The sequence below is a fragment of the Paenibacillus sp. RC73 genome (assembly GCF_044908085.1).
Taxonomy (GTDB): Bacteria; Bacillota; Bacilli; order Paenibacillales; family Paenibacillaceae; genus Paenibacillus; species Paenibacillus terrae_A.
This window is the reverse complement of the sequence record NZ_JBIYCV010000002.1, coordinates 178,523-201,222: the sequence shown is the minus strand read 5'-3', so window position 1 is coordinate 201,222 and position 22,700 is coordinate 178,523. Positions and strand designations below refer to the sequence as shown.

Here is a 22,700-nt window from a genome sequence, read left to right as displayed (position 1 = left end):
TTGCAAAATCCTCAATTAAAAACATTTTGTTCAGAAGGTTGTATCGTCACTTGTTCGATCAGCTTTTCAGGCTGGTTTGTATTTTTCGAATGACAACGGTTGACTTCAACGCCTTCCCCGTTTTCAATATAAAAAGCAGGGCCTTCATGATTCTCAATGGTCACCTGTTGAAAACGGATATCTCTCACATTGCCTAGATAAAAACCACGGTTGTTCATATCTTCGATTCCTGTCATCATGGCAGGACGGCCGGGAATCGCATTTTTCGCCATGGAAATATCAATATTGGAAAATGTAATTTCAGCAATATATTGTTCTGCAAGTCCGTATAAGAATCCAGCAGCCGCATGAACCTGTCGTGCCGTGATATCGGAAAAATGAATCCGTCTAAAGCAAGGCGTTTCATCGGTAATTGGATAGGGATTTTTGTCCCAGACATATTTGTCTTTGCCCCGAGGTCCGCAGAAATAATAGAGATTCAGAATAAATGGACAAATCACATCTTCCATCACAATATTGCTAACGCGAATATCCTCGATGATTCCGCCACGTCCCCGTCTTGATTTCAGGCGGATGCCCCGATCCGTTTGCTTGAACACACAATTGCTGATCGTGACATTACGGATATCTCCACTCATCTCGCTTCCCAGTACGACAGCGCCATGTCCATGCACCATCGTACAGTTGGTAATCGTTATATTTTCACAAGGAATCCTCTCCTGTGTATCTTCGGTTCCTGCTTTGATCGCAATACAATCATCGCCCACATCAATATTGCAGTTACTAATACGAACATTGGAACAGGATTCGGGATTAATGCCATCCGTATTGGGGGAATCCGCCGGGTTAAGAATGGACACATTGTCAATCGTAACGTTATAACAAGCGATAGGGTTTACAGTCCAACTGGGGGAATTTTTCAACATGATATCTTTAATGGTGACCCGCTGACAACGGTCAAAGCTGATTAATTTGGGTCTCGGGTACTGTAACTCCTCGGGATGATTCCGATGCTTTTCCCACCACGGTTGACCATTTCCGTCCAGCGTTCCGCTGCCTGTAACTGAAATATTCTCTAGGTTCTGCCCATAAATACACGACGCATGTACTTCTCGCTGAACGCCTTCCCATCTGGATTCTACTACAGGATAATCAACCAAATCCGTACTGAAGGAAAGAATTGCACCGGGGCTTAAATGCAGCTCAATGTTACTTTTCAGAAAGATTGCGCCTGTCAGATACGTACCCGAGGGAACAAATACCGTTCCTCCCCCGGCATTACTGGCCGCTTCGATCGCAGCCGCAATCGCCCCTGTTGCCAACGTCGTACCATCCTGAGGTGCTCCATAATCTACAATGTTATACATTTGCATCTCGTTCTCTCCTGTCTTCATTTTTTGTGAATACGAAAATGATGTATAGGCTGAACTTAAAAATACACTGGAAAACGGAGTAGGCGGAATGGTGCTGAACAAGCGTCAGCGATGGTAAGCACCATCCGCCTGCGTAGTGGCACTTCATGTACACTGATGTTCAACCTATATCTATATCCTTATTTTTTCGATTTCTTATACGCTTCTTCGTATTCAGTAATAATCTGTGATCCACCGGAATTTTTCCAGTTTTCTACCGCTGCTTTAAATCCGGCTTCATCGGTCTCACCCATAATAAATTTAAACGTAGCATCGGTAATAATTTTTTCGAGCTCAGTTCCTTTTTCATTGGCAGTTACAGAATCCAGAGGAACGGTTGGGTCCAAAACGGCAAATTCGTTATTTTCCTTGATTAATTGATTGGCCAGTTCCTTTTCAGGGTTGGCATCTTTTAACGTGTAAGTTACTTCACTCGGTCTGGAGCTTGCAAACGGCTGTACATCTGCTTGCCACAAATCGGTGTTAATAATTCTGAAAGCTCCTTCATTATCAATGTCATAATGAGTTCCCTTGATACCACCTGTCATGTCCATAAATACTTCTTCATCAATCAAATCATTGACAAATTGAAGTAATCTCTTCAATTGAGCTTCCGTCTTCACCTCGGATTTAGGAAATGCCAGCAAACCGCCAACTCCGCTGCCCTCGGACCAAATGTGATATTTACCGTCTCCATTGGAGATTTTATTTACAGGCACCAATTCAAGCCCCTTTTGCAAGCCTTGTGACAGATTTCTCAAGTTGGTGATATCCACCATTCCCGTATAAATTCCGGTTTTCCCTTGAGCAAATTGCTGCTGCTGATCGGTTTTAGCGGTTACGGCGAAATCCTTCGATATATACCCGTTCTTATATAATTTATTGGAATACTTTATCGTTTCCAAATATTGAGGTGTATCAAATTCCGGCGTAAACTTGCCATTCTCATCTACTTTCCAGCCATTAGGTGTGCCAAAATAAGAGCTTAAGGTTTTAAAGCTGCTGTAGCGCAGATCAGATCTGTCGCCAAAGCCTGTCGTATCCTTTTTGCCATTACCGTCCGGATCATCTTCTGTAAACGCTCTCGCAACTTCGTAAAGCTCATCCAGGGTCGTAGGTACTTTAAGTCCTAAACGATCCAGCCAATCTTTGCGAATAACCAAGCCTGCTCGTGCCAAATTTTTCTGGAATGGAACTCCATACAGAACTCCCTCGATGGAGGCTGCATTTCTAACTTCGGGAGGTATCTTTTTTAAATTGTCATAATCGTCCAAATAGCTCCCTACATCCCAGAATAGACCTGATTTCAATGAACTTCGAACTGAAGAATTTGTCATCATCGTAAGAGTCACAATATCCGCCAATTCACCAGACGCCAGCGCTGTAGTGATTCTCTCTTCTTTCGATGCATCAGGAACCCAGTTGAACGTAATCTTGGAATTCGTGTATTTTTCAATTTTGTCCTTAATCGTGTCTGTAGGTGGAGAGGCTGTGTGCAATACATTTAACCAGGTTAATTCCAGCTTTGAATTCGGATCATAGGTTTGGCTGCCTTGATCCTCTGCCCCCTTGTCACCGCAAGCAGCTAAAAAAACACTCATGACCATAAGTACGGCAAGAAGGCCCGATACTCCCTTTTTCATCGATATCCCTTTTTTCATTGTGTTTGCTCCTTTTCTGATCGTATATTCATGCCATATCTTCCTCTTTCACCAGAACCTCTCGCTCTATTTTGCTAAACACCTGATGCGTCATCCACATCACGAGATAACCGATGATACTGGCTCCGGCAAAAGTCAGAATTCCTGGGTACAAGCCTAGAATCAATGTAAAAAGCGCGACAATCGCAACAAAAAGAACAAGTGTATATTGTAAATACGAAAACCCAATCACCACGGACATTCTGATTTTCAGCTTGATCCCTTTCCAATCATAATGAGCCAGTAACGGGAAAATGTACGCCAACGAGATGAGATACAAAAAGGCTCCAATAAGCGTCACTACGCGAACATACCAGGATGAGACATTGACGATATCCACATAGAGCACGTAGCCCACGAGGCTGTAAATCGCTCCAATGATCGCCGCTTCTTTAAAACTTTCTCTAAAGTAACGTACAAACGTGGAGAAAATGGCGACCTCCTCATTCCCCCGAATCCATTGCCTTAAAATACTGAGCATAGCGACAGTAGCAGGTCCCACGCCTATAAATCCCAAGCCCAGGATCGTCGCAACCGTCCATAGCAAATTAAGGTAAACCAGCCGGAGCAGGCGCATGCACCATTTGTTCATGTTTTCTACAAACCGTACCATTCCGCATCCTTCCCGTCGTCATTAGTAAACGCCGTCTTCACCAAATTTCTTGGCCAGTCGATTGGAACCCATGATCAGGATTAGTCCCACCACGCCTTTAAAAAGTCCTACCGTCGTACTGAAGCTTAATTGTCCATTCTTTAAGCCTGCTGTATAAATGTAGGTGTCAAATATTTCGGCAACCTCGCGGTTTAATGAGTTCAATAGCAGATACATATGCTCAAAGCCCAAATCCAGCGTGCTGCCGATTTTCAGAATTAACAACGTAATAATGACTGGGCGAATCGCAGGCAAGGTAACATGCCATGTTTTTCGGAGACGTCCGGCACCGTCCATTTCTGCTGCCTCATACAGTTGCGTATCCACGACTGTAATCGCCGATAAATAAATGATGGTAGACCAGCCGAGTTCCTTCCAGATCACTTGCCCCATATAAACGGTACGCAACCATTCCGGGGAAGTTAAGAAGCTGATCTTCTCACCGCCTAGTGCAGCAATCATTTCATTCAGTACCCCGCCGTCTACGGTTAAAAATACATAAGAAATCGAAACAATGATGACCCATGACATAAAGTGCGGGATGTAGATAATCGTTTGGATGATATTTTTAAAAACAAGCTTCCTTACCTCATTCAGCATCAATGCCAAAATGATCGGTAATGGAAAGAAGATCACAATGTTGAGCGCAAACAAAACCAGGGTGTTACGTAATAGCATGAAAAACGTGGGCTCGGTAAATAAACGAATGAAATGCTTCATTCCTACCCACGGGCTGCCCGTGATTCCCAAAAAGGCTTGATAATCCTGAAACGCAATGACCAAGCCGCCCATAGGGAAATACTTAAAAATAATGAAGTACACCAGCCCGGGTAAAACCATCAGATACAGCAACTTATGTTTTTGCATACGTAAAAGATTTTCCGTCGTTCTGTTGTTCTTTTTCTTTTTCATATTCGGTTTCATGTTCGGTGCGGGGACACTTGAAACTTTCATTAGCTCGACCTCCTTCAAACGTTCCTGTATACGTTTTCAAGAGTACGTGATTTTTGGCATTACGCATATAATCATCAAATGATAGCGTTTACAAAACCTTATATACCGCCTATTTTCCGGATTTTCACCTTACCTAATGATTACTACACAACCTAATGATTACCCTCTTTTTTCCATGCTTAGGAGAACACCTCAAGATTTGATTATATACGGAATTCCGCCCTCTTGGTACAGTTTACATGTAAACGATTACGAGGAGGTCAATCACTTGGTGCAAAAATCACTAAAAAAAGAATCGCTGGGCAGTCGTATTTTTACCATCGTAAATAGTACATTATTAATTCTCATTGCCCTCACTTGTCTCTTGCCTTTTCTGAATATCATCGCCAGCTCTTTTGCCTCAACCCAAGAAGTGGTAGCTAAAAAATTCATTTTGTTCCCTGTCACTTTTTCCCTGGATGCATATCGGTATATCCTGTCGACCCCAACGATTTTCAGAGGACTAGGGGTTTCGATCGGAGTGACTGTAGTCGGTACCGTGGTGAGTATGATCTTTACTGCTTTTATGGCGTACGGATTATCCCGAAGATATCTGCTTGGCCGAAATACGATTAACTTCATTGTCGTGTTTTCCATGTTGTTTAGCGGGGGGATGATTCCAACTTTCCTGGTTGTAAAAAGCATGGGGCTCATCAATTCGTATTGGTCCCTTATTCTTCCCGTTGCCATTAATGCGTTTAACCTGATTATTATGCGTAACTTTTTTCAGGCGTTGCCGGATGATCTGGAGGAATCGGCCAAGATGGACGGGTGTAACGATTTTGGCATCTTCTTTAAAATTATGCTGCCGTTAGCTATGCCCTCTATTGCAACTATTTCACTTTTCTACGCGGTAGCCTACTGGAATACGTATATGCATGCCATTCTCTATATTAATGATTCCGCCAAATGGCCTATTCAGGTCTTGCTTCGCCAAATTGTAATCGTTTCCAGTGGTATGCAGGCAGAAGGAACCTCTGTGGATGTCATCCCACCTGCGCAGACGATTAAGATGGCGGTCATTGTGGTGGCAACTGTTCCTATGCTAATCGTGTATCCATTTGTGCAAAAACACTTTGTCAAAGGAGCATTATTAGGGGCGGTAAAAGGATAAACTGCCCCTTGATTGCTAGTGAAGTTCATTTTAATTCGCTTGCTTCATCTTACGGTATGCTCCGGGCGTGACTTGCTCCTTCTTCCGAAACGAGCGGATAAAGTTCTGCGGATTATGATATTGCAATCGCTCGGCGATTTCTTTAATCGTCATATCCGTCTCAATGAGCCACTTTTTGCCCATTTGCAGCCGGTAGCCCATTAGATATTCGCTGAACGTCGTACCGTATTCTTTTTTGAAAATACTGCTTAAATAATTGGGATTGTAATGAAGACGGTCCCCAATGAGCTCCAGTGACAATTCCTGGTCATATTCAGCCCGGATAATGGCGGCAATTTTCTCGGAGAGACAGCGGAATTGCTGGTTCGTCTTCTCCTTCATACTTTTTACCATAGGGGAAATGACTTGCTCCACCAGCATACGCTCGATCTCTTCCGGATTACGAATGTCCAGCAGACGATGGTACAACGCATGATTGTTCTGCGTCAGCAACACTTCGATCCCTAGCAGCTGCTCCAATTGAATGAGGTTATTCACAAACCGCACCAACAGCACCTCAAAGTTCATGGAATGATTGTTCTTTGTCATTATTTCAGTCAATAAGGAATGTACGGTAAGTCGTACTCGCTCTTCATCTCCTATTCGAATGGCGTCAAACAGCTGCGATTCCATTTCCGTCGGATAATGAAGCAGCACCGGGCCTGAAATGACTGTGGAAATGTCTTCGTAAAATATAATGGATTCTTTGCCTAAATTTAAACGGTGGTGCAAGGCTTGCTTACTCATCTCACAGGCTTCCTTGCTTTCTAACAAATTGTCATACGATTTACTAATGCCGATACTGATGGATACATTCAAATACTCTTTTACGGTTCGAATCAAAAGGGTGGCATCATCCAGCACTTGCTTGTTTATTTCCTGTTCATTCTTTCCTGTAAACATTAAAATGGTCGCCTGGATGTCATCGTTCAAAATGATGGGAAGCATTCGCTGCTGCTCTGGAATGGTTTCTTCTACGATTTTGTTAATAGCCAGCAGTAAAATGTCCTTATCCGAGGGCTCCCGATCTCCCAGATTATCCAGTTGAATCAACAGGGTAATATACATTTGGTTCTCCAGTTGAGGATAGCCCAAACGTGGCATTTTTCGTGCCAATTCCTCGGCTGAAATACGCCTGCGAAACAGGTTAAGGATCAATTGGGTTTCAAGCTGTGGCATTTCGGACTGAATGAGGCTTTCCAGGCTTTCCTTTTCCGTTACAATGCTGTCAATGGAATCAATAATCCAGTCAATTTCATTTTTGGAAGGCTCATTTTTGAACGAAAAATTAGGATTTTTAGGCAGGCTGCGTTTAATTTGCTGGAATGGCTTTGTAAAATAGACGGCTATGATATACGCCACCACCACAATCAAGAGTGTGAGTACAAGTACCATCGTGATGATCCCGAATTTGGTCGTTTGGAATGCATTCGAAATCTCCTTTTTATCTAATATCGTTAAATACGTCCAGTTGTTATAAGCAGACTTGGCATAAATGACTTGCTGAGCAGGCTGATGCTTCGTTTTTTCCAGTGTCAACATGCCTGAATTGTCGGGTGTAGCCGTAGCCTCTGAAATGTGCTGGAGCTGCTGGGTGGTCAATAATTGTTCAACGGGCTCGGTTTCGTACATTAAATCGCCTTGTTTATTCAGAATAAAAACGGCCATGTGATCCTCTGCTTGAATTGTACGATTTAACGTTTGCAACGAAATATCCGACAGCGCAATGGCTTGCTTCTTTTTGGAGAATACAGGCAAAGTATTTACAAAGCGGATTCCCTTGTCTGTTTTAATCCAGAATAGCCCCTTATCCTGATGGTCGATATAGGTTTTAAATAGCTTCTCCCGTTCTGTTTTCGTCAAATAGGACAGGCTTCCATTGGATATTTTCCAATTCTGATCCAGGCTAATCAGTGAGTATTCCGTTCCTTCTAATCCCATCGTAGCAATATAATTGAGTTGCGAATTCACATTCCGATACGCTACAAAATCTTTTTCTGTAATGGGATGTTTTACGACTTCATCAAATGAACTGGTCGTACTATACGTATTAAAAGCATATTCAATCGTTTGGATTTTCTGCTCCAGACTGTTTTTGATCTGCGTCATGTAGCTTTGTTTACTGTTGGAAACTCTTTCCACAACTGAGCTAATTGTTGTAAAATAGATGTAGCTGCCGAAGCTGGCCACCAACCCTATTCCCAAAACCAGAATCGTAATAAAAATGGTATAGAACATCCTGCCTTTTTTCATTGCGCTCCCCCTTTGGTTCTTTGCATCATACCAAAATTATAGCGCTTTCATAACAAGGTTTAAATCATTTTTTTCACGTGTGCATTTATTTAAAAAACAAACCTGGGCTTAAGCCCACTCTTCAAACAGAAATGTTAAATACCATTACATCCGTCCCATCCCGTTTTATGTTCATCTGGATTAGCTTGCAGAATTTAAAAAAGGAATTTGGAGGTACCTTATGTTACACGTTGTTAGTCATAAAGAACAGATTGTAAAAAAAGAATTTCCGGCAGACACTTCCTTTCTCTACCTCTATCCAGCAGTGGCCCATGAAGCTCGGCCTTTTATATTGGTACTGCCCGGCGGTGGCTACGAGCACTTGGCTTCACATGAGGGAGAACCCATAGCTCGGTGGTTGAATGATTTAGGTATTCATGCAGGTGTGCTGCATTATCAAGTCGGAGACTTTGAGGTCGATTCCTTGTTGGAGGATGTGGAACATGCCCTGAGGTGGATTCGACAAACGCCCAAAGACTGGCAAGTGATCCCGGAGCAAGTCGGTCTGGTTGGATTTTCAGCAGGCGGGCACTTGGCCTCCATCGTCGCCACCAGTGGGGCGGAAAAACCCGATCTTCTGCTGTTGGGCTACCCCGTGATTTCGTTTCATGATGCTTATACGCATATCGGAAGCCGCACTCATTTTTTAGGTGAACAGCCGACACAGGAGCAACTTGACGCCTTTTCATCCGATCAACAAGTGACTTCACAGACCCCTCCAACTTTTATTTGGACAACAGCTAATGACGCCACTGTTCCGGTCGAAAACAGCTTGTTGCTAGCTTCCGCATTATCCAGAGAAGGCATTTCATTTGAGCTGCATGTGTTTGAGGAAGGGCGCCACGGCTTGGGACTGGCTGAAGATAACCGCGAATGCCAGCAATGGCTCGCTCTTGCGGAAAAGTGGCTCCAAAAACATAGCTATGTTACGGAAGGACAGCGGATCACATCCAGGCTGTTTATCGCTGGTGACTCCACCGCAGCCCAAAAAGGAGCTACCGAAAAACCGATGACAGGCTGGGGCGAACACTTGCAGAGTTATTTTGACCCGTCTGTTCAAGTGAACAATCGTGCGGTTAATGGACGAAGCACTAAATCTTTTATAGCGGAAGGTCGATTGTCTCATATTGAAAAGGATTTTCGAGCCGGCGATTATCTGTTTATTCAATTTGGACACAACGATGAGAAGAAAGAAGATCCCACCCGCTATACCGATCCTGACGGGGACTACCGTCAAAACCTAATTCAATGTATCGAGTCTGCTCGGGAGCGTGGTGGAATCCCAGTACTGTTAACCTCTGTAAGCCGCCGCCGCTTTACCGCAAACGGAGAACCCGATCCGCTTGCTGTGGGTGCTTATCCCGCAGCGATGAGACGAGTAGCCGAGGAAACACGGACACCCCTGCTCGATATTTTTAAAGCCTCTCAGCAGCTTTATCGTACCCTGGGAGAAGAAGAATCCAAGCAGCTATTTATGCATTTACCTGAAAAAGTGCATCCGAATTACCCCGCTGGCGTAACGGATAATACTCATTTTTCTGATGAAGGAGCGCGTCAGATCGCTAAATTGGTCGCTGAAGCAATTAGCCAATGTGCGGAATTGCACGCCTTAAAGCAGCTCATGCGCATGGAAGGAACGAATCAAGACAGCGGTGAGAGACTTGCACACCAACTTGTCAACTGATATCAAGTACTAAAAAGATACAAACACGAAAAACGGACTTAGGGCTAATCACTCTGACGTCCGTTTTTTATTCCGTGTGGGTCAAAGACTATACAGCTATGGAGAATAGTTCAAAAGTACGGTAAGTTAAAAAGCAAATACTTGAATTGTTATATTTTAATTCTTTTGTATTTTATAGGGCTTTAGAATCGTTTTATTGTATTATTTTGACAACATTTGTCGAATGAAGTGAAATCAACAATTTTACATGGTATATTTTAGGAGCTCATATCATACATCAGGAGGAATTTTTATGAATACTAAGAAAATATTATTATCAACGGTCATGTCTTTGGGGCTCATTGGTAGTATCATCGTCCCTAGTGCGTCCGCAGCAGTAGGTCCTTCACCGATAATTACGCCTATTGTAGAAGCTAACGGAGTATACTACAGAACTGCTACGTTACCGCGAAATTATTCCTATGCGCTGTCAAATTATCCGGGGGATACTTATAAAGTGGCAAGTGGAAATGTGACAGTCTCCGCTTCTGGCGTGGTAACAACCACTACTGCAACAACCGCAAGAGTCGAAATTTATGGCGGTAACGGTAAATTGAGAATGGTGTACACTGTTAAGGTGCTCTAAGATTGGAGTAAGTGTTCCTGGGAATGTAGAATCAACGATCATTATCAAAAATGGTGAATCAGTGGGGAGTATTTAAGGCCCTTTTTAAGCGATTTTGAAAATATCAAAAGAAGCACTGTCCGTTTATTAGGGCAGTGCTTCTTTAATGGGGCAATAAGAACTCATATTCTATTTTATCAGTGGAACCCTTTATTAGTTTTCATTGAACTCACAGACTCATGAGAAGTTTTATTTAAATACTCCTCGAATTGAGTGCCACATGCTCAAACGTCCTCTTTTCTAAACTTTCGTGAGATCAATAAAAATACTCCGAATGTCCACTGGCTCCAACAATATTTATTATGTACGGACAGATATAATTTCTTCTAGCTTTACCCAACTGAAATCATCCTCATTCCTCCAATTTCCAACATTTGCTGCGGTGGTTGATGAGATACATACCGTTAAGCTGTCCGTTCTCAACGGAAGCGACCTATGATAAGCTTAGCTTATCATAATTTACTAAATAATAGATATTGAATATTTCATTAAAGGGCAGGATTGTTGAATGGAAAGGATGATCATTTATGAGCGATTTTAAAATAATAGAGGGGCATTTCAACTCTTTTCAAAACTTCGTAAATGCTATAAACGAAAAATCTAAAAAGCAATCTACTTTGCTGATTGGGATAGATGGTTGTGGTGGTTCTGGTAAAAGTACATTCGCATACAAGTTAAAAGAAGAACTAACTAACTCAACTATTGTTCACAAGGATAATTTTTATCTCTCCTCCTCTAACATTTTAAATACACATCCCTCAAAAAAACCTATCGGTGCTGATTATGATTGGAGACGTCTTTTAAATCAGGTACTGGAGCCAATAAGAAATGAAAAGGATGGGCATTATCAACGGTATGATTGGGAGACGGATAAGCTAGCGGAATGGCATACTGTTCCTGCTGGTGGCATTGTCATAATCGAAGGAGTATATTCCATTCGAAAGGAACTGGAGGATAAATATGACTTCAAAATTTGGGTTGATTGTCCACGAGAAATTAGGCTTTCAAGAGGTCTTGAAAGAGACGGAGAGTGTGCTCGTGGGATGTGGGAAGATAATTGGATGATTTCAGAAGACATTTATGTAGAAGCTCATAAACCCTTTAAAAGAGCAGACCTCGTTATTAGTGGAGCTTTATAAATTTCTTATTCAAAGAATGAAACAGGGCACCTCCATACATAAAGGTTCTCTTGTTTCTTAGTTTAACGATCATCACAGGCTAAGTTTTAAGGCGAAGAATTTACGTCATTATAAATGAGCTTATAGATAGTGTCCTATCTGCTCAGCGAAAGAAGATATAAAACAACAAAAAAACCCTTGCTACGCAAGGGTTTTTGAGGAAATGGGCCCTGAGGGACTCGAACCCCCGACCAATCGGTTATGAGCCGACCGCTCTAACCAACTGAGCTAAGGGCCCTCAAAAAAATATGTATATTCACGCTACATTTACATAAAACAGCGGCGTTAATTAATATACAACATTTTCTTGTGTTTCGTCAATAGTTTCTCAAAAAAATATTTTTTTCGGATTCATTTTTCATAAAAAACTAAGGAATAAATCGAACTCCGTAACGTCCTTTACGCGAGCGGTACACCTCCACTGCGCGAGGATCGTTGTAGCCGTACATCCAGCCGTCGTGCTCCAGCCTTTTTGCCAGACAACCTGCCTGAAATTTGGTCGTGTACAGTCTGCCGTAGTAAATCCAATACATCCGAACTCCCTCTTTTCACATGATGGTAGAAGTTAGTGTAACCGGATCGAATTCGAATTACACGGCCTGCATCATAACAATCTGCAACGAGTATGAGTCGCTTTAAATAAATGGCCCCGTTACACTTTATATGCTAAGCCTTATTTGCCAAAGGAGGCCGGGTCCTGACGCCACGAACGCAGCAGCTCCAGTTCTTCCTCCTGAATCGTTCCCTCACGCAAGGCAACGTCCATCAGGGCCGTGTAATTGGACAAGCTTTGCAGCTTCACACCTGCTTCTGCAAAGGCTTGAGTCGCTTTATCAAGCTGGTAGCTGAAAATAGCGAGTACAGCTAACGGCTGGGCGCCTGCTTGCTCTACGGCCTGCGCTGCTTTGATGGAGCTGCCACCAGTAGAGATGAGATCCTCGATAACAATAACCTTTTGTCCCTCACTAATCCGACCTTCGATCTGGTTCTCTTTGCCGTGTCCTTTGGCTTTGTCCCTTACATACGCCATCGGCAGATTAAGCTTTTGCGCCACCCAGGCAGCATGAGGAATCCCCGCTGTAGCCGTGCCTGCTATGACTTCGGTTTCAGGGTATTGCTCACGGATCACAGCAGCGAACGAATCAGCGATCAGCTCGCGCACCTCCGGATAGGACATAGTCAGGCGATTGTCACAGTAGATAGGTGATTTAATGCCGGATGTCCATGTAAAAGGCTGCTGCGGACGCAGCGCTACCGCCTGAATTCGTAACAGATGGGATGCAATTTGCTCGGGGATATTATTTAATGTAGTCATACTTGGTTCATCTCCTCAATAATGTGTTCCGCTGCGGCACGCGGGTCTAATGCAGCCGTAATGGGGCGTCCAACGACGATGTAGCTGCTACCTTGGGCGATGGCTTGCCCAGGTGTCACTACACGTGACTGGTCGCCTGTAGCGCTGCCTGCCGGACGTATGCCAGGGGTAATCGTCTTGAAGTCCGCCCCGCATACAGCGCGGATCGCAGGCACTTCCAACGGGGATGCCACTACTCCGTCCAATCCTGCCTCACGGGTCAGTTGTGCGTATCGAACGACCACATCCTGTACTGTACCGGGAATGCCTATCTCCTTATTCATGGTTGTCTGGTCCATACTGGTCAACTGTGTAACTGCTATAATGAGCGGCATAGCAAGTGAACTGTCTGCCAAAACAGCGGCTTCGGCCCCAGCCTTGGCGGCTGCCATCATATTTCGCCCTCCGGCAGCATGTACGTTGAACATATCCACACCCAGGCGGGTGATGCTCTCCGCACCTCCCCGTACGGTGTTGGGGATATCATGCATTTTCAAATCCAGAAATACGGAGTATCCTCTCGACTTTAGCTGCTCTACAAAAGCTGGCCCTGCGCTATAAAACAGCTGCATGCCTACTTTTATATAACAGGGAATACCCTCCAGCTGTTGAATGAGCCGCTCCGCCTGCTGCGCATCCGGATAATCTAACGCGACCATCAGCCGTCCTGCCATCTGCTGAAATGCTTCGTTCATCGTCCTGCATCCCCTTTTCACGTCAATTCGGGTATATTTGCCCGTGATAAAGGACATCCGTCAGCCGAAGCTGATGAATGTCCTTTCCTGTACTACTTATTTCTCATCTTCTATTCGTATCGCGTTAGTGGCTCAAAACCGGCATGGATTCGGATGTAAAGTTAATCGTCTCCAGCATTCTCAGCAAAGCGCGTACGGTATCCAGCGAGGTCATGCAGACGATGCCGTTCTCAACCGCTTCACGGCGGATACGGAATCCATCACGCTCTGGCGTTTTCCCCTTGGTCAGCGTATTAAAGACGAAGTTGGCTTCACCCGTGCGGATCATATCCAGGATGTTCGGGGTACCCTCGCTCAGCTTGTTGATCGTCTTCACTGGAATGTTAGCCTGCTCCAGCGCAGCTGCCGTTCCACCTGTTGCAATAATTTTGTAGCCCAGTCTGTAAAAGCCCTGCATCAGCTCGACTGCTTCTTCTTTGTCCTTATCCGCCACCGTGATGATGATCGCTCCGGTAGATGGGATTTTCATACCAGCACCCACGAGTCCTTTGTACAGCGCTTTGGCGTACTGAATGTCGCGTCCCATCACTTCACCCGTCGATTTCATTTCCGGCCCCAGTGTCGGCTCTACACGGCGCAGCTTGGCAAAAGAGAATACCGGAACCTTGACCGAGACATAATTACTTTCAGGCCATAGCCCTTCTGTATAGCCCGCATCCTTGAGCTTGCCGCCCAAAATGGCCTGTGTTGCCAGATTCGCCATCGGGATATTCGTGACTTTGCTCAGGAAAGGAACCGTCCGCGAGGAACGCGGGTTGACCTCGATCACATACACCTCATCTTGATGAATGACGAACTGGATGTTTACCAGACCAATCGTTTTCAATTCCTTGGCGATGCTGATCGTGATTTCCACGATTTTTTGCTTCAACTCGTCGGACAAGTGCTGCGGCGGATACACCGCGATAGAGTCACCTGAGTGAACCCCAGCCCGTTCCACATGCTCCATAATGCCCGGCACCAGTACCGTATCGCCGTCACAGATGGCGTCAACCTCAACTTCTTTGCCCAGCATGTAACGGTCGATCAGCACCGGGTGTTCAGGGTTGATTTTAACGGCTTCTTCCATGTAGCGCAGCAATTCCGCATCGGAGTATACAATCTCCATCGCCCGTCCGCCGAGGACGTAGGATGGACGCACCAGCACCGGGTAGCCCAGCGCCTGCGCAGTTCCTACCGCTTCATCTACCGAGATGACCGTGTTGCCTTTAGGCTGTGCAATAGCCAGACGTGATAGCAACCGCTCAAACTTTTTCCGATCTTCCGCTTCGTCGATACTTTCCAGACTCGTACCCAAAATGTTCACGCCTGCCGCACTAAGCGGAGCAGCGAGATTAATGGCCGTTTGACCGCCGAACTGGACGATAACGCCAATCGGTTTTTCCTGCTCGATGACATTCATAACATCCTCGAAGAAAAGCGGCTCAAAGTAGAGACGGTCGGATGTGTTAAAATCCGTAGATACCGTTTCTGGGTTGTTATTGATAATTACTGCTTCGTAGCCCGCTTTTTGAATGGCCCATACCGCATGTACAGTGGAGTAATCAAATTCAATCCCTTGCCCGATCCGAATCGGCCCGGAGCCGAGCACGATGACTTTCTCTTTATTGGATGGAATCACTTCGTTTTCCACCTCATAAGAGGAGTAGTAGTACGGCGTTGTAGCTTCAAACTCGGCTGCGCATGTATCTACCATTTTATAGACCGGGCGCAGGTTGTGACTCAGACGGAACTCACGTACCTCGCGCTCGGTTGTCATGCTGCCACCCGGTTGGCCCAGACTGCGAACCTCGGCGATGGAGCGGTCCGTAAAGCCATTACGTTTGGCCTGATAGAGTGTTTCGTAGGTCAGTTCAGACTCTTCAGCCATTTTAGCTTCGAACTTGACGATGCCCTCTACCTTGTCAAGGAACCACCAGTCAATTTTCGTTAAATCCTGAATTTCCTGCTGCTCCCAGCCACGACGGAATGCCTCAGCTACCAGGAACAAGCGCTCATCATCTGCTTTAATCAGGCGCTCCGTGAGCACCTCATCCGACAGTTGATCGGCTCCCTTAAGATGCAGACGGTGTACACCGATTTCCAGCGAGCGTACCGCTTTGTGGATGGACTCTTCGAACGTGCGACCGATAGCCATCACTTCGCCAGTTGCTTTCATTTGCGTGCCCAGCTTGCGATTGGCAGAAATGAATTTATCGAACGGCCAGCGCGGTATTTTGCTCACGATGTAATCCAGTGTCGGCTCAAAGCAAGCATACGTTTGTCCCGTTACCGGGTTCACGATTTCATCCAGCGTGTAGCCCAGCGCGATTTTGGCAGCCATTTTGGCAATTGGATATCCAGTCGCCTTGGATGCCAGCGCTGAGGAACGACTCACCCGCGGATTTACTTCAATGACATAGTATTGATAGCTGTGTGGATCAAGCGCAAACTGCACATTACATCCGCCTTCAATATTGAGAGCGCGGATAATTTTCAGGGAAGCGGAGCGCAGCATCTGGTACTCTCGATCTGACAGCGTCTGACTCGGCGCTACAACGATACTGTCGCCAGTATGTACGCCGACCGGATCAAAGTTTTCCATGTTGCAGACAACGATACAGTTATCATTGCCGTCACGCATGACTTCATACTCGACTTCCTTCATGCCTGCGATGCTCTTTTCCACCAAACATTGTCCAATTGGACTGTAACGCAAGCCAGAGCTTACCGTCTCACGCAGTTCTTCTTCGTTCACACAGATCCCGCCGCCTGTTCCACCCAGCGTATAAGCCGGGCGAACAATAATCGGATAACCGATTTCGTTAGCAAAATCCAGCGATTCCTCTAACGTTGTAACAATGACGCTCTGAGGTACAGGCTGTTCCAGCTCACGCATCAAATCGCGGAACAAGTCACGGTCTTCGGCTTTTTCAATCGAAGTCAGCTGTGTTCCCAGCAGCTTGACGTTTTCACGCTCCAGCACTCCGGCACGAGCCAGCTCCACCGCCATATTCAGTCCTGTTTGTCCTCCCAGTGTAGGAAGCAGGCCATCCGGACGCTCTTGACGGATAATTTGTGTTACAAAATCAAGTGTAATCGGCTCGATGTATACTTTGTCCGCCATGTTCGTGTCTGTCATGATGGTTGCCGGGTTACTGTTGATCAGCACTACCTCGACGCCTTCTTCTTTGAGCGCTTGACAGGCTTGTGTACCAGCGTAGTCGAATTCCGCAGCCTGACCAATCACGATAGGACCGGAACCAATTACGAGTATTTTCTTAAGTTCTGTATTTTTCGGCATATTAGCGCTCTCCTCTCACTGCGGCGGCGATAGCAGCCTGACGCGGTTGCTTTGGATGATTTCTTTTGTGCTCACGGATCATGTCCAGAAAGCGGTCAAACAAGTAGCCGTTATCGTAAGGTCCAGGCGCAGCCTCCGGATGATATTGCACCGAAAACGCGGGATACTTGGTATGCTTAAGACCTTCAATCGTTTTATCGTTGTTATTAATATGCGTCACTTCAAGCTCGGTTCCTTCGATCGAACCCTCATTCACGGTGTAGCCGTGATTTTGTGAAGTGATGAAGCAGCGTCCGCTCTCCAGTTCCTTCACAGGATGGTTACCGCCACGATGACCGAATTTCAGTTTCTCCGTATCCGCTCCCGAAGCTAAGGCAAACAGCTGGTGTCCCAAGCAAATTCCGAAGATCGGATATTCCCCTAGCAGTTCAGCCACCGTGCGTACGGCATGCGGTACGTCTTTGGGATCTCCAGGGCCATTGGACAACTGAATTCCGTCCGGGTCCAAGCGGCGAATTTCCTCTGCCGTTGTATCATGCGGAACCACTACTACGTCGCAATCCCTTTTATTCAGTTCACGCAAGATACCGCTCTTAGCGCCATAGTCAATCAGTACGATTCGCTCCCCGTTGCCAGGGCTGCTATACGGATGAGGCGTTGAGGTCAATGGAACCTGATTACGCAGTTCTTCAATCGTCAGGTCAGCCATCATTTCTTTCAGTTCTTCCACAGGCTGAGTGCCCGTCGTCAAAATGCCCTTCATCGTGCCGTGATGGCGAATAATCCGGGTAAGCATGCGGGTATCGATGTCGCTAATGCCAATGATGCCATATTCCTTCAGCAAATCGTCCACGCTGTATTGGGCACGCCAGTTACTTGGCACCGGCTCGTAACGTCGAACAGCAAAGCCATGCACATAAGGCCGTACCGATTCAAAGTCATCCCGAGTAATTCCGTAATTGCCAATCAGCGGGTAAGTCATCGTTACGATTTGTCCGCAATAAGAGGGATCGGTCAGCACCTCTTGGTAGCCTGTAATCCCTGTGTTGAAAACGACCTCGCCTGTTTTTTCACCGTCCGCACCAAATGCTGTGCCTGTAAACAGCGTGCCGTCCTGAAGCAACAATCTTGCCTGCATCCCGTCTCACTCCTCTGTATGATTTCCTGCTATAAGGTTCTATTTTTTTAGTGGTTTATATTTATTTCACTTCGTCAGCAGACCATACCAGTCTGCCGTCTACCCAAGTTTTCACAGGCCAGCCTTTAAGTTTCCAGCCTGTAAAAGGAGTGTTGCGTCCTTTGCTGGCAAATGTTTGCGGATCAACCGCCTGCTCCTGCTCCAGATCAATCATGGTCAGGTCAGCGGGTGCTCCTTCTTCTAGACGCCCTGTGTCGAGGCGGAAGACACGTGCCGGGTCAGCAGTCATGCGCCGTACCAGAAAGTCGAGCGTCCATTGTCCAGTAGCTACAAATTTAGTGTACAGCAGCGGAAAAGCCGTTTCGAAGCCAACGATACCAAAAGGCGCCAGTTCCAATCCTTTTGCCTTCTCTTCTTCGCTGTGTGCCGCATGGTCGGTTACGATGATGTCGATCGTCCCGTCCTCCAGTCCCTCGATGCAGGCCTGCACATCACGCGGGGAGCGCAGCGGAGGATTCATTTTCCAATTCGCGTCCAGCCCCGGAATGTCTTCATCCGACAATACCAAATGGTGGGGACATACCTCAGCCGTTACCTTGATGCCAAAAGATTTCGCATGGCGGATCAACCGCACTGACTGCTCCGTGCTAACATGGCATACATGATAGTGTGCCCCGGTTGCCTCGGATAGTAAAATGTCCCGTCCGACGTGAATCGCTTCGGATTCGTTCGGAATGCCTTTAAGTCCGTGACGCTTGGCAAATTCGCCGTCTGTCACCGCTGCTCCTTCAACAAGCGTGTTATCTTCGCAGTGAGCAATAACCGGCATATCCAGCGCTTTGGCCCGCGCCATGGCGTCCTTCATCATTTGCGCGCTTTGCACTCCGACACCGTCGTCAGTAAAACCAATTGCGCCTGCTGCTTTGAGCGCTTCAAAGTCCGTCAGCTCCCGTCCCAGCTCGTTTTTCGTAATGGCTGCGTAAGGAAGTACCTTGGCAAGCCCGGTGTCCTGCCCCTTTTTCAGTACCAGCTGAACCGTATCCGCATTGTCTGTCACCGGGCGTGTGTTCGGCATGCAGGCAATCGTCGTAAATCCACCTTTCACCGCCGCACGGCTGCCCGTTTCAATCGTTTCTTTATATTCAAAGCCAGGTTCTCTCAGATGCACATGCATGTCGATCAAACCGGGAATTACCAGCTTGCCTTGGGCATCGATTTTTTCGACTTGGCTCTCCTGCTCGGATGTCCCTTCTTCCACGAGTAGACTAACTCCAGCGTCCGCATTTACGATTGCTAGGATTTTTCCGTCCGCGATCAGAATAGATTTCAGTTCAGCTTCGCCCTGCTCGTTCAATACGCTTGCGTTCATAATTAATTGGTTCATGTAAAAAGTTCCTCCGCTCAGGTTTTCTGCAACTTTAGCCACTGCTTGTTATGCTTTGCTTTAACCGTTACCAATGCTAATTCCGTGATCCTGCTGACAGTTTCTATAGCTTCATTGCCCGTTCCATAACCGCCATGCGGATTGGAACCCCGTTTGCCATCTGCGGGAAAATCCGTGATTGCTCGCTTTCCACGACTGCACTGTCGATTTCCACATTCCGGTTCACTGGAGCCGGATGCATAATGATCGTTCCGGGTTTAAGATTAGCTGCTCTTTGCTCTGTCAAGCCGTACTGCTCGCGATACTCATCCGCTGAGCGCAGCATTCCTTCGGCGTGCCGTTCCAGCTGTACCCGAAGCATCATAACCACGTCTGCCTGCAATGCCTCTTGCATAGGTACATATGGAGCGTGCGCCGCAAGATCAGATGCCTGCATATTGTCCGGCGCGCAGAAGCTAACCTGAGCTCCAAATTTTTGCAAGGCCCACAGATTCGAGCGAGCCACACGGCTGTGCAGAATGTCTCCAATGATGGATACCCGCAAGCCTTTTAGCTCGCCGAAAGTTTTGCGCATCGTGTACAGATCCAGCAACGCCTGCGTAGGATGCTCGTTGTTGCCATCACCGGCGTTCACCAGTGGAACACTGACCTTCTCAGCAAGCTCTTGCAGCACTCCGGCCGGCTTAAGCCGAATGACTCCTGCGTCGATTCCCATGGATTCAAGCGTGCGTACCGTGTCGTAGATGGATTCCCCTTTTTCTACACTGGAGGCCGCAGCGGAAAAGTTCAAAACCTGAGCGCCTAAGCGTTTTTCCGCCATTTCAAAAGAAAAGCGGGTGCGGGTGCTGTTTTCAAAAAACATGTTAGCCGCAAAGCGTGATTGTAGCACTGGAACCAGCTTTTCCGGCTGTGATTCCCAATAATGAGCACGATCCAGAATGGACTCGATTTCATTTCGGCTAAGTTCTTTTAATCCGAGCAGGCTACGTTCTCTAAGTTGACTGGTTGTTGTAATCATGCCTGTTCCCCCCGGTTCTGATTGATCGTCACTTCGTCCTTACCGTCCGTCTCCTGAAGCGCAACTACGATTTCCTCGGATTTGGAGGTCGGGATGTTCTTGCCGATGTAATCTGGACGAATCGGAAGCTCACGGTGTCCGCGATCTGCCAGCACCGCCAGCTGGATCATTTGCGGTCGTCCGCAGTGCATCAATGCGTCCATCGCCGCGCGAATGGTACGGCCTGTGTACAGCACATCGTCGAAGAGAATGACTTTCTTATCATGAACCGATACGTCAGCGGGATTCATCAAAAGCTCTTTTCCATTTCCCTTGGCTTCGGCATTGTTCCCCCGGTCATCACGGTAAGCTGTGACATCCAGCTCCCCCCATGGAATCGGAGCGCCCTCAATTTCAGCGATTTTTGCAGCGAGACGCTGCGCCAGATGAACCCCTCGCGTTCGAATCCCTACCAGCACACAATTGTCAATGCCTTTGTTTTTTTCCAAAATTTCATGTGCAATCCGTGTCAAAGCCCGGCGAATCGCAATTTCATCCATCAGTACATGTGTTTCATGACTCATGCTTCCAGCCTCCTCAGGTTATGTTCCCTTCAGACCTGGTCCCGTGTTCGGATACAAAAAAGACTCCTTGCCCAAGTTTGGCAAGGAGTCTCGTATGAACAGTCTTCCACCGTTCTCCGATCTCTCGGATACACTGAAGACATGCCGCCGCAGCGGATGCACTGATCAGTGATCCATTCACGTTACCTTGCCAGCCTCACGGGACTGATTTAAAGGTGCTATTCAGGATTTCCTTTATCCGGCTTCTCATAGTACAAGATGGCAATCCATCTTTTGGACAAAGTTCATCGCAACTACAAGAAGTATGACAGATTGAAAATCACGTGTCAACACCTGTTCAACCGGAGCCACCGGAAGCACTTAAATAATTATACAACTTTAATGTATAATTATCCATAGTTGTTTTTACATATACCATGCTCAATAACAAAAATAACCGCCAATCAGGCGGTTATGCTTAATCATTATTCAGGTTTGTGAATATCAAATGCAATTTATCATTGTTTACCGACTGCGTAAGGATGCCAGTACATCTTCCATATCGGGAGGAATCGGTCTGCTGAACTCCATGTACACTCCAGTGGTGGGATGCTTAAAGCCCAATACCGCGGCATGCAGTGCCTGACCGTCCATACGGACTCCTTTGCTACGTCCATACATCGGATCACCGACCAACGGGTGCCCAATAAATTTCATATGCACACGGATTTGATGCGTGCGCCCTGTTTCCAGTTGAAGTTCCAGCAAGGTATAATCCCCCAAACGCTCAATCACGAGAAAATGGGTAACTGCATGCTTGCTGTTACGCTCTGTCACCGTGAACAATTTGCGATCCCCCGAATCACGCCCGATGGGAGCATCTACCGTTCCCTGATCATGACTTAGATGGCCGTGAACCAGCGCTATATATTTACGAGTGACGCTGTGGTCCTTGAGCTGCGCTGCGAGCGAGGCGTGAGCCTGATCATTTTTGGCCGCCATCAGCAGTCCTGATGTATCCTTATCAATACGATGGACGATACCTGGACGCAATTCTCCGTTAATGCCGGAAAGATCATGACAGTGGTACATGAGTGCGTTGACCAGTGTTCCCGAAGAGTGTCCCGGTGCAGGATGTACAACCAGACCACGTTGCTTGTTAATGACAATGACGTCCGAATCCTCGTAAACAACATCCAGCGGAATATTTTCCGGTACAATATCTACACTCTCCGGCTCAGGTACGGATAATGAAATTCGATCACCTTCAGCCAGCTTGTAATTCGCCTTGATCGCTGTCCCGTTCACCAGCACCCGACTGTTCCCGATCCACAATTGAATCTGGGAACGGGACACATCCCTCATTTCTTCGGCGATATATTTGTCTATACGTGTTTTGGCATCCCCGGATTCCGCTGTCCATTCCAGAGATTCACCCTCCAGTTCGTCCTCATAAGACAAACCTGTGGCTTCGCCGTTTTCGTTTACTTCTTTCATG

General features: G+C 46.5%; 18 protein-coding genes and 1 tRNA gene. 4 read left to right on the top strand and 15 right to left on the bottom strand.

Annotated elements, in window-relative coordinates; translation table 11 throughout:
• Positions 1–11: 11 nt before the first annotated feature.
• The 4 genes from ABH897_RS04415 to ABH897_RS04400 form a co-directional block, all read right to left on the bottom strand.
• A complete protein-coding gene (locus tag ABH897_RS04415; protein ID WP_404518773.1) occupies positions 12–1,373 on the bottom strand; it encodes a glycoside hydrolase family 28 protein in 1,362 nt (453 codons plus the stop codon).
• A gap of 179 nt (positions 1,374–1,552) precedes the next feature.
• Entirely contained in the window at positions 1,553–3,073 is a 1,521-nt protein-coding gene (locus ABH897_RS04410) for an extracellular solute-binding protein (protein WP_283652469.1), read from the bottom strand.
• 28 nt (positions 3,074–3,101) lie between these two features.
• Positions 3,102–3,725, bottom strand: a complete 624-nt coding sequence (locus ABH897_RS04405; protein ID WP_025684614.1) for a YesL family protein — start codon at positions 3,723–3,725, stop codon at positions 3,102–3,104.
• Between the two features lie 21 nt (positions 3,726–3,746).
• The gene (locus ABH897_RS04400; RefSeq protein WP_404591295.1) at positions 3,747–4,718 is read right to left on the bottom strand and encodes an ABC transporter permease; all 972 of its coding nucleotides are present in this window, start codon (positions 4,716–4,718) and stop codon (positions 3,747–3,749) included.
• Between the two features lie 268 nt (positions 4,719–4,986).
• Here ABH897_RS04400 and ABH897_RS04395 point away from each other — a divergent pair, with 268 nt between their 5' ends.
• Positions 4,987–5,871 (top strand): carbohydrate ABC transporter permease, encoded by an 885-nt coding sequence (locus ABH897_RS04395; protein ID WP_283652471.1) that lies wholly within the window; start codon positions 4,987–4,989, stop codon positions 5,869–5,871.
• Between the two features lie 30 nt (positions 5,872–5,901).
• Here the strand turns inward: ABH897_RS04395 and ABH897_RS04390 are convergent, their stop codons facing one another.
• Positions 5,902–8,163, bottom strand: a complete 2,262-nt coding sequence (locus ABH897_RS04390; protein ID WP_283652472.1) for a helix-turn-helix domain-containing protein — start codon at positions 8,161–8,163, stop codon at positions 5,902–5,904.
• A gap of 220 nt (positions 8,164–8,383) precedes the next feature.
• Here ABH897_RS04390 and ABH897_RS04385 point away from each other — a divergent pair, with 220 nt between their 5' ends.
• The 3 genes from ABH897_RS04385 (at position 8,384) to ABH897_RS04375 (ending at position 11,689) form a co-directional block, all read left to right on the top strand.
• On the top strand, positions 8,384–9,886 hold the full coding sequence (locus tag ABH897_RS04385) for a GDSL-type esterase/lipase family protein (protein ID WP_404591294.1): 1,503 nt from the start codon (positions 8,384–8,386) through the stop codon (positions 9,884–9,886).
• A gap of 292 nt (positions 9,887–10,178) precedes the next feature.
• On the top strand, positions 10,179–10,511 hold the full coding sequence (locus ABH897_RS04380) for a hypothetical protein (protein WP_283652474.1): 333 nt from the start codon (positions 10,179–10,181) through the stop codon (positions 10,509–10,511).
• Positions 10,512–11,077: 566 nt separating this feature from the next.
• Positions 11,078–11,689 carry a uridine kinase family protein gene (locus ABH897_RS04375; protein WP_283652475.1) on the top strand — a complete coding sequence of 204 codons (612 nt, stop codon included), beginning with the start codon at positions 11,078–11,080 and terminating at the stop codon, positions 11,687–11,689.
• Positions 11,690–11,892: 203 nt separating this feature from the next.
• Here the strand turns inward: ABH897_RS04375 and ABH897_RS04370 are convergent.
• From ABH897_RS04370 to ABH897_RS04325, 10 genes are all read right to left on the bottom strand, one after another.
• A tRNA-Ile gene (locus ABH897_RS04370) sits at positions 11,893–11,966 on the bottom strand.
• Positions 11,967–12,096: 130 nt separating this feature from the next.
• Complete coding sequence (locus ABH897_RS04365; RefSeq protein ID WP_014282411.1) at positions 12,097–12,261, bottom strand: hypothetical protein; 165 nt, start codon at positions 12,259–12,261, stop codon at positions 12,097–12,099.
• Between the two features lie 140 nt (positions 12,262–12,401).
• Positions 12,402–13,043 (bottom strand): orotate phosphoribosyltransferase, encoded by a 642-nt coding sequence (gene pyrE / locus ABH897_RS04360; protein WP_044648414.1) that lies wholly within the window; start codon positions 13,041–13,043, stop codon positions 12,402–12,404.
• On the bottom strand, positions 13,040–13,777 hold the full coding sequence (gene pyrF, locus ABH897_RS04355) for an orotidine-5'-phosphate decarboxylase (protein ID WP_283652476.1): 738 nt from the start codon (positions 13,775–13,777) through the stop codon (positions 13,040–13,042). Before pyrF ends, pyrE begins: the two co-directional genes overlap by 4 nt.
• Positions 13,778–13,901: 124 nt before the next feature.
• Positions 13,902–17,120 (bottom strand): carbamoyl-phosphate synthase large subunit, encoded by a 3,219-nt coding sequence (gene carB / locus ABH897_RS04350; protein ID WP_283652477.1) that lies wholly within the window; start codon positions 17,118–17,120, stop codon positions 13,902–13,904.
• 1 nt (position 17,121) lies between these two features.
• A complete protein-coding gene (locus tag ABH897_RS04345) occupies positions 17,122–18,258 on the bottom strand; it encodes a carbamoyl phosphate synthase small subunit (protein WP_044648411.1) in 1,137 nt (378 codons plus the stop codon).
• 61 nt (positions 18,259–18,319) lie between these two features.
• Positions 18,320–19,642: a dihydroorotase gene (locus ABH897_RS04340; RefSeq protein WP_283652479.1), complete on the bottom strand. Its 1,323-nt coding sequence runs from the start codon at positions 19,640–19,642 to the stop codon at positions 18,320–18,322.
• A gap of 103 nt (positions 19,643–19,745) precedes the next feature.
• Positions 19,746–20,660 (bottom strand): aspartate carbamoyltransferase catalytic subunit, encoded by a 915-nt coding sequence (locus tag ABH897_RS04335; protein WP_025684627.1) that lies wholly within the window; start codon positions 20,658–20,660, stop codon positions 19,746–19,748.
• Positions 20,657–21,223 (bottom strand): bifunctional pyr operon transcriptional regulator/uracil phosphoribosyltransferase PyrR, encoded by a 567-nt coding sequence (pyrR, locus tag ABH897_RS04330; RefSeq protein ID WP_283652480.1) that lies wholly within the window; start codon positions 21,221–21,223, stop codon positions 20,657–20,659. Before pyrR ends, ABH897_RS04335 begins: the two co-directional genes overlap by 4 nt.
• A 504-nt stretch (positions 21,224–21,727) precedes the next feature.
• Complete coding sequence (locus tag ABH897_RS04325) at positions 21,728–22,699, bottom strand: RluA family pseudouridine synthase (RefSeq protein WP_404518762.1); 972 nt, start codon at positions 22,697–22,699, stop codon at positions 21,728–21,730.
• Position 22,700 lies beyond the last annotated feature (1 nt).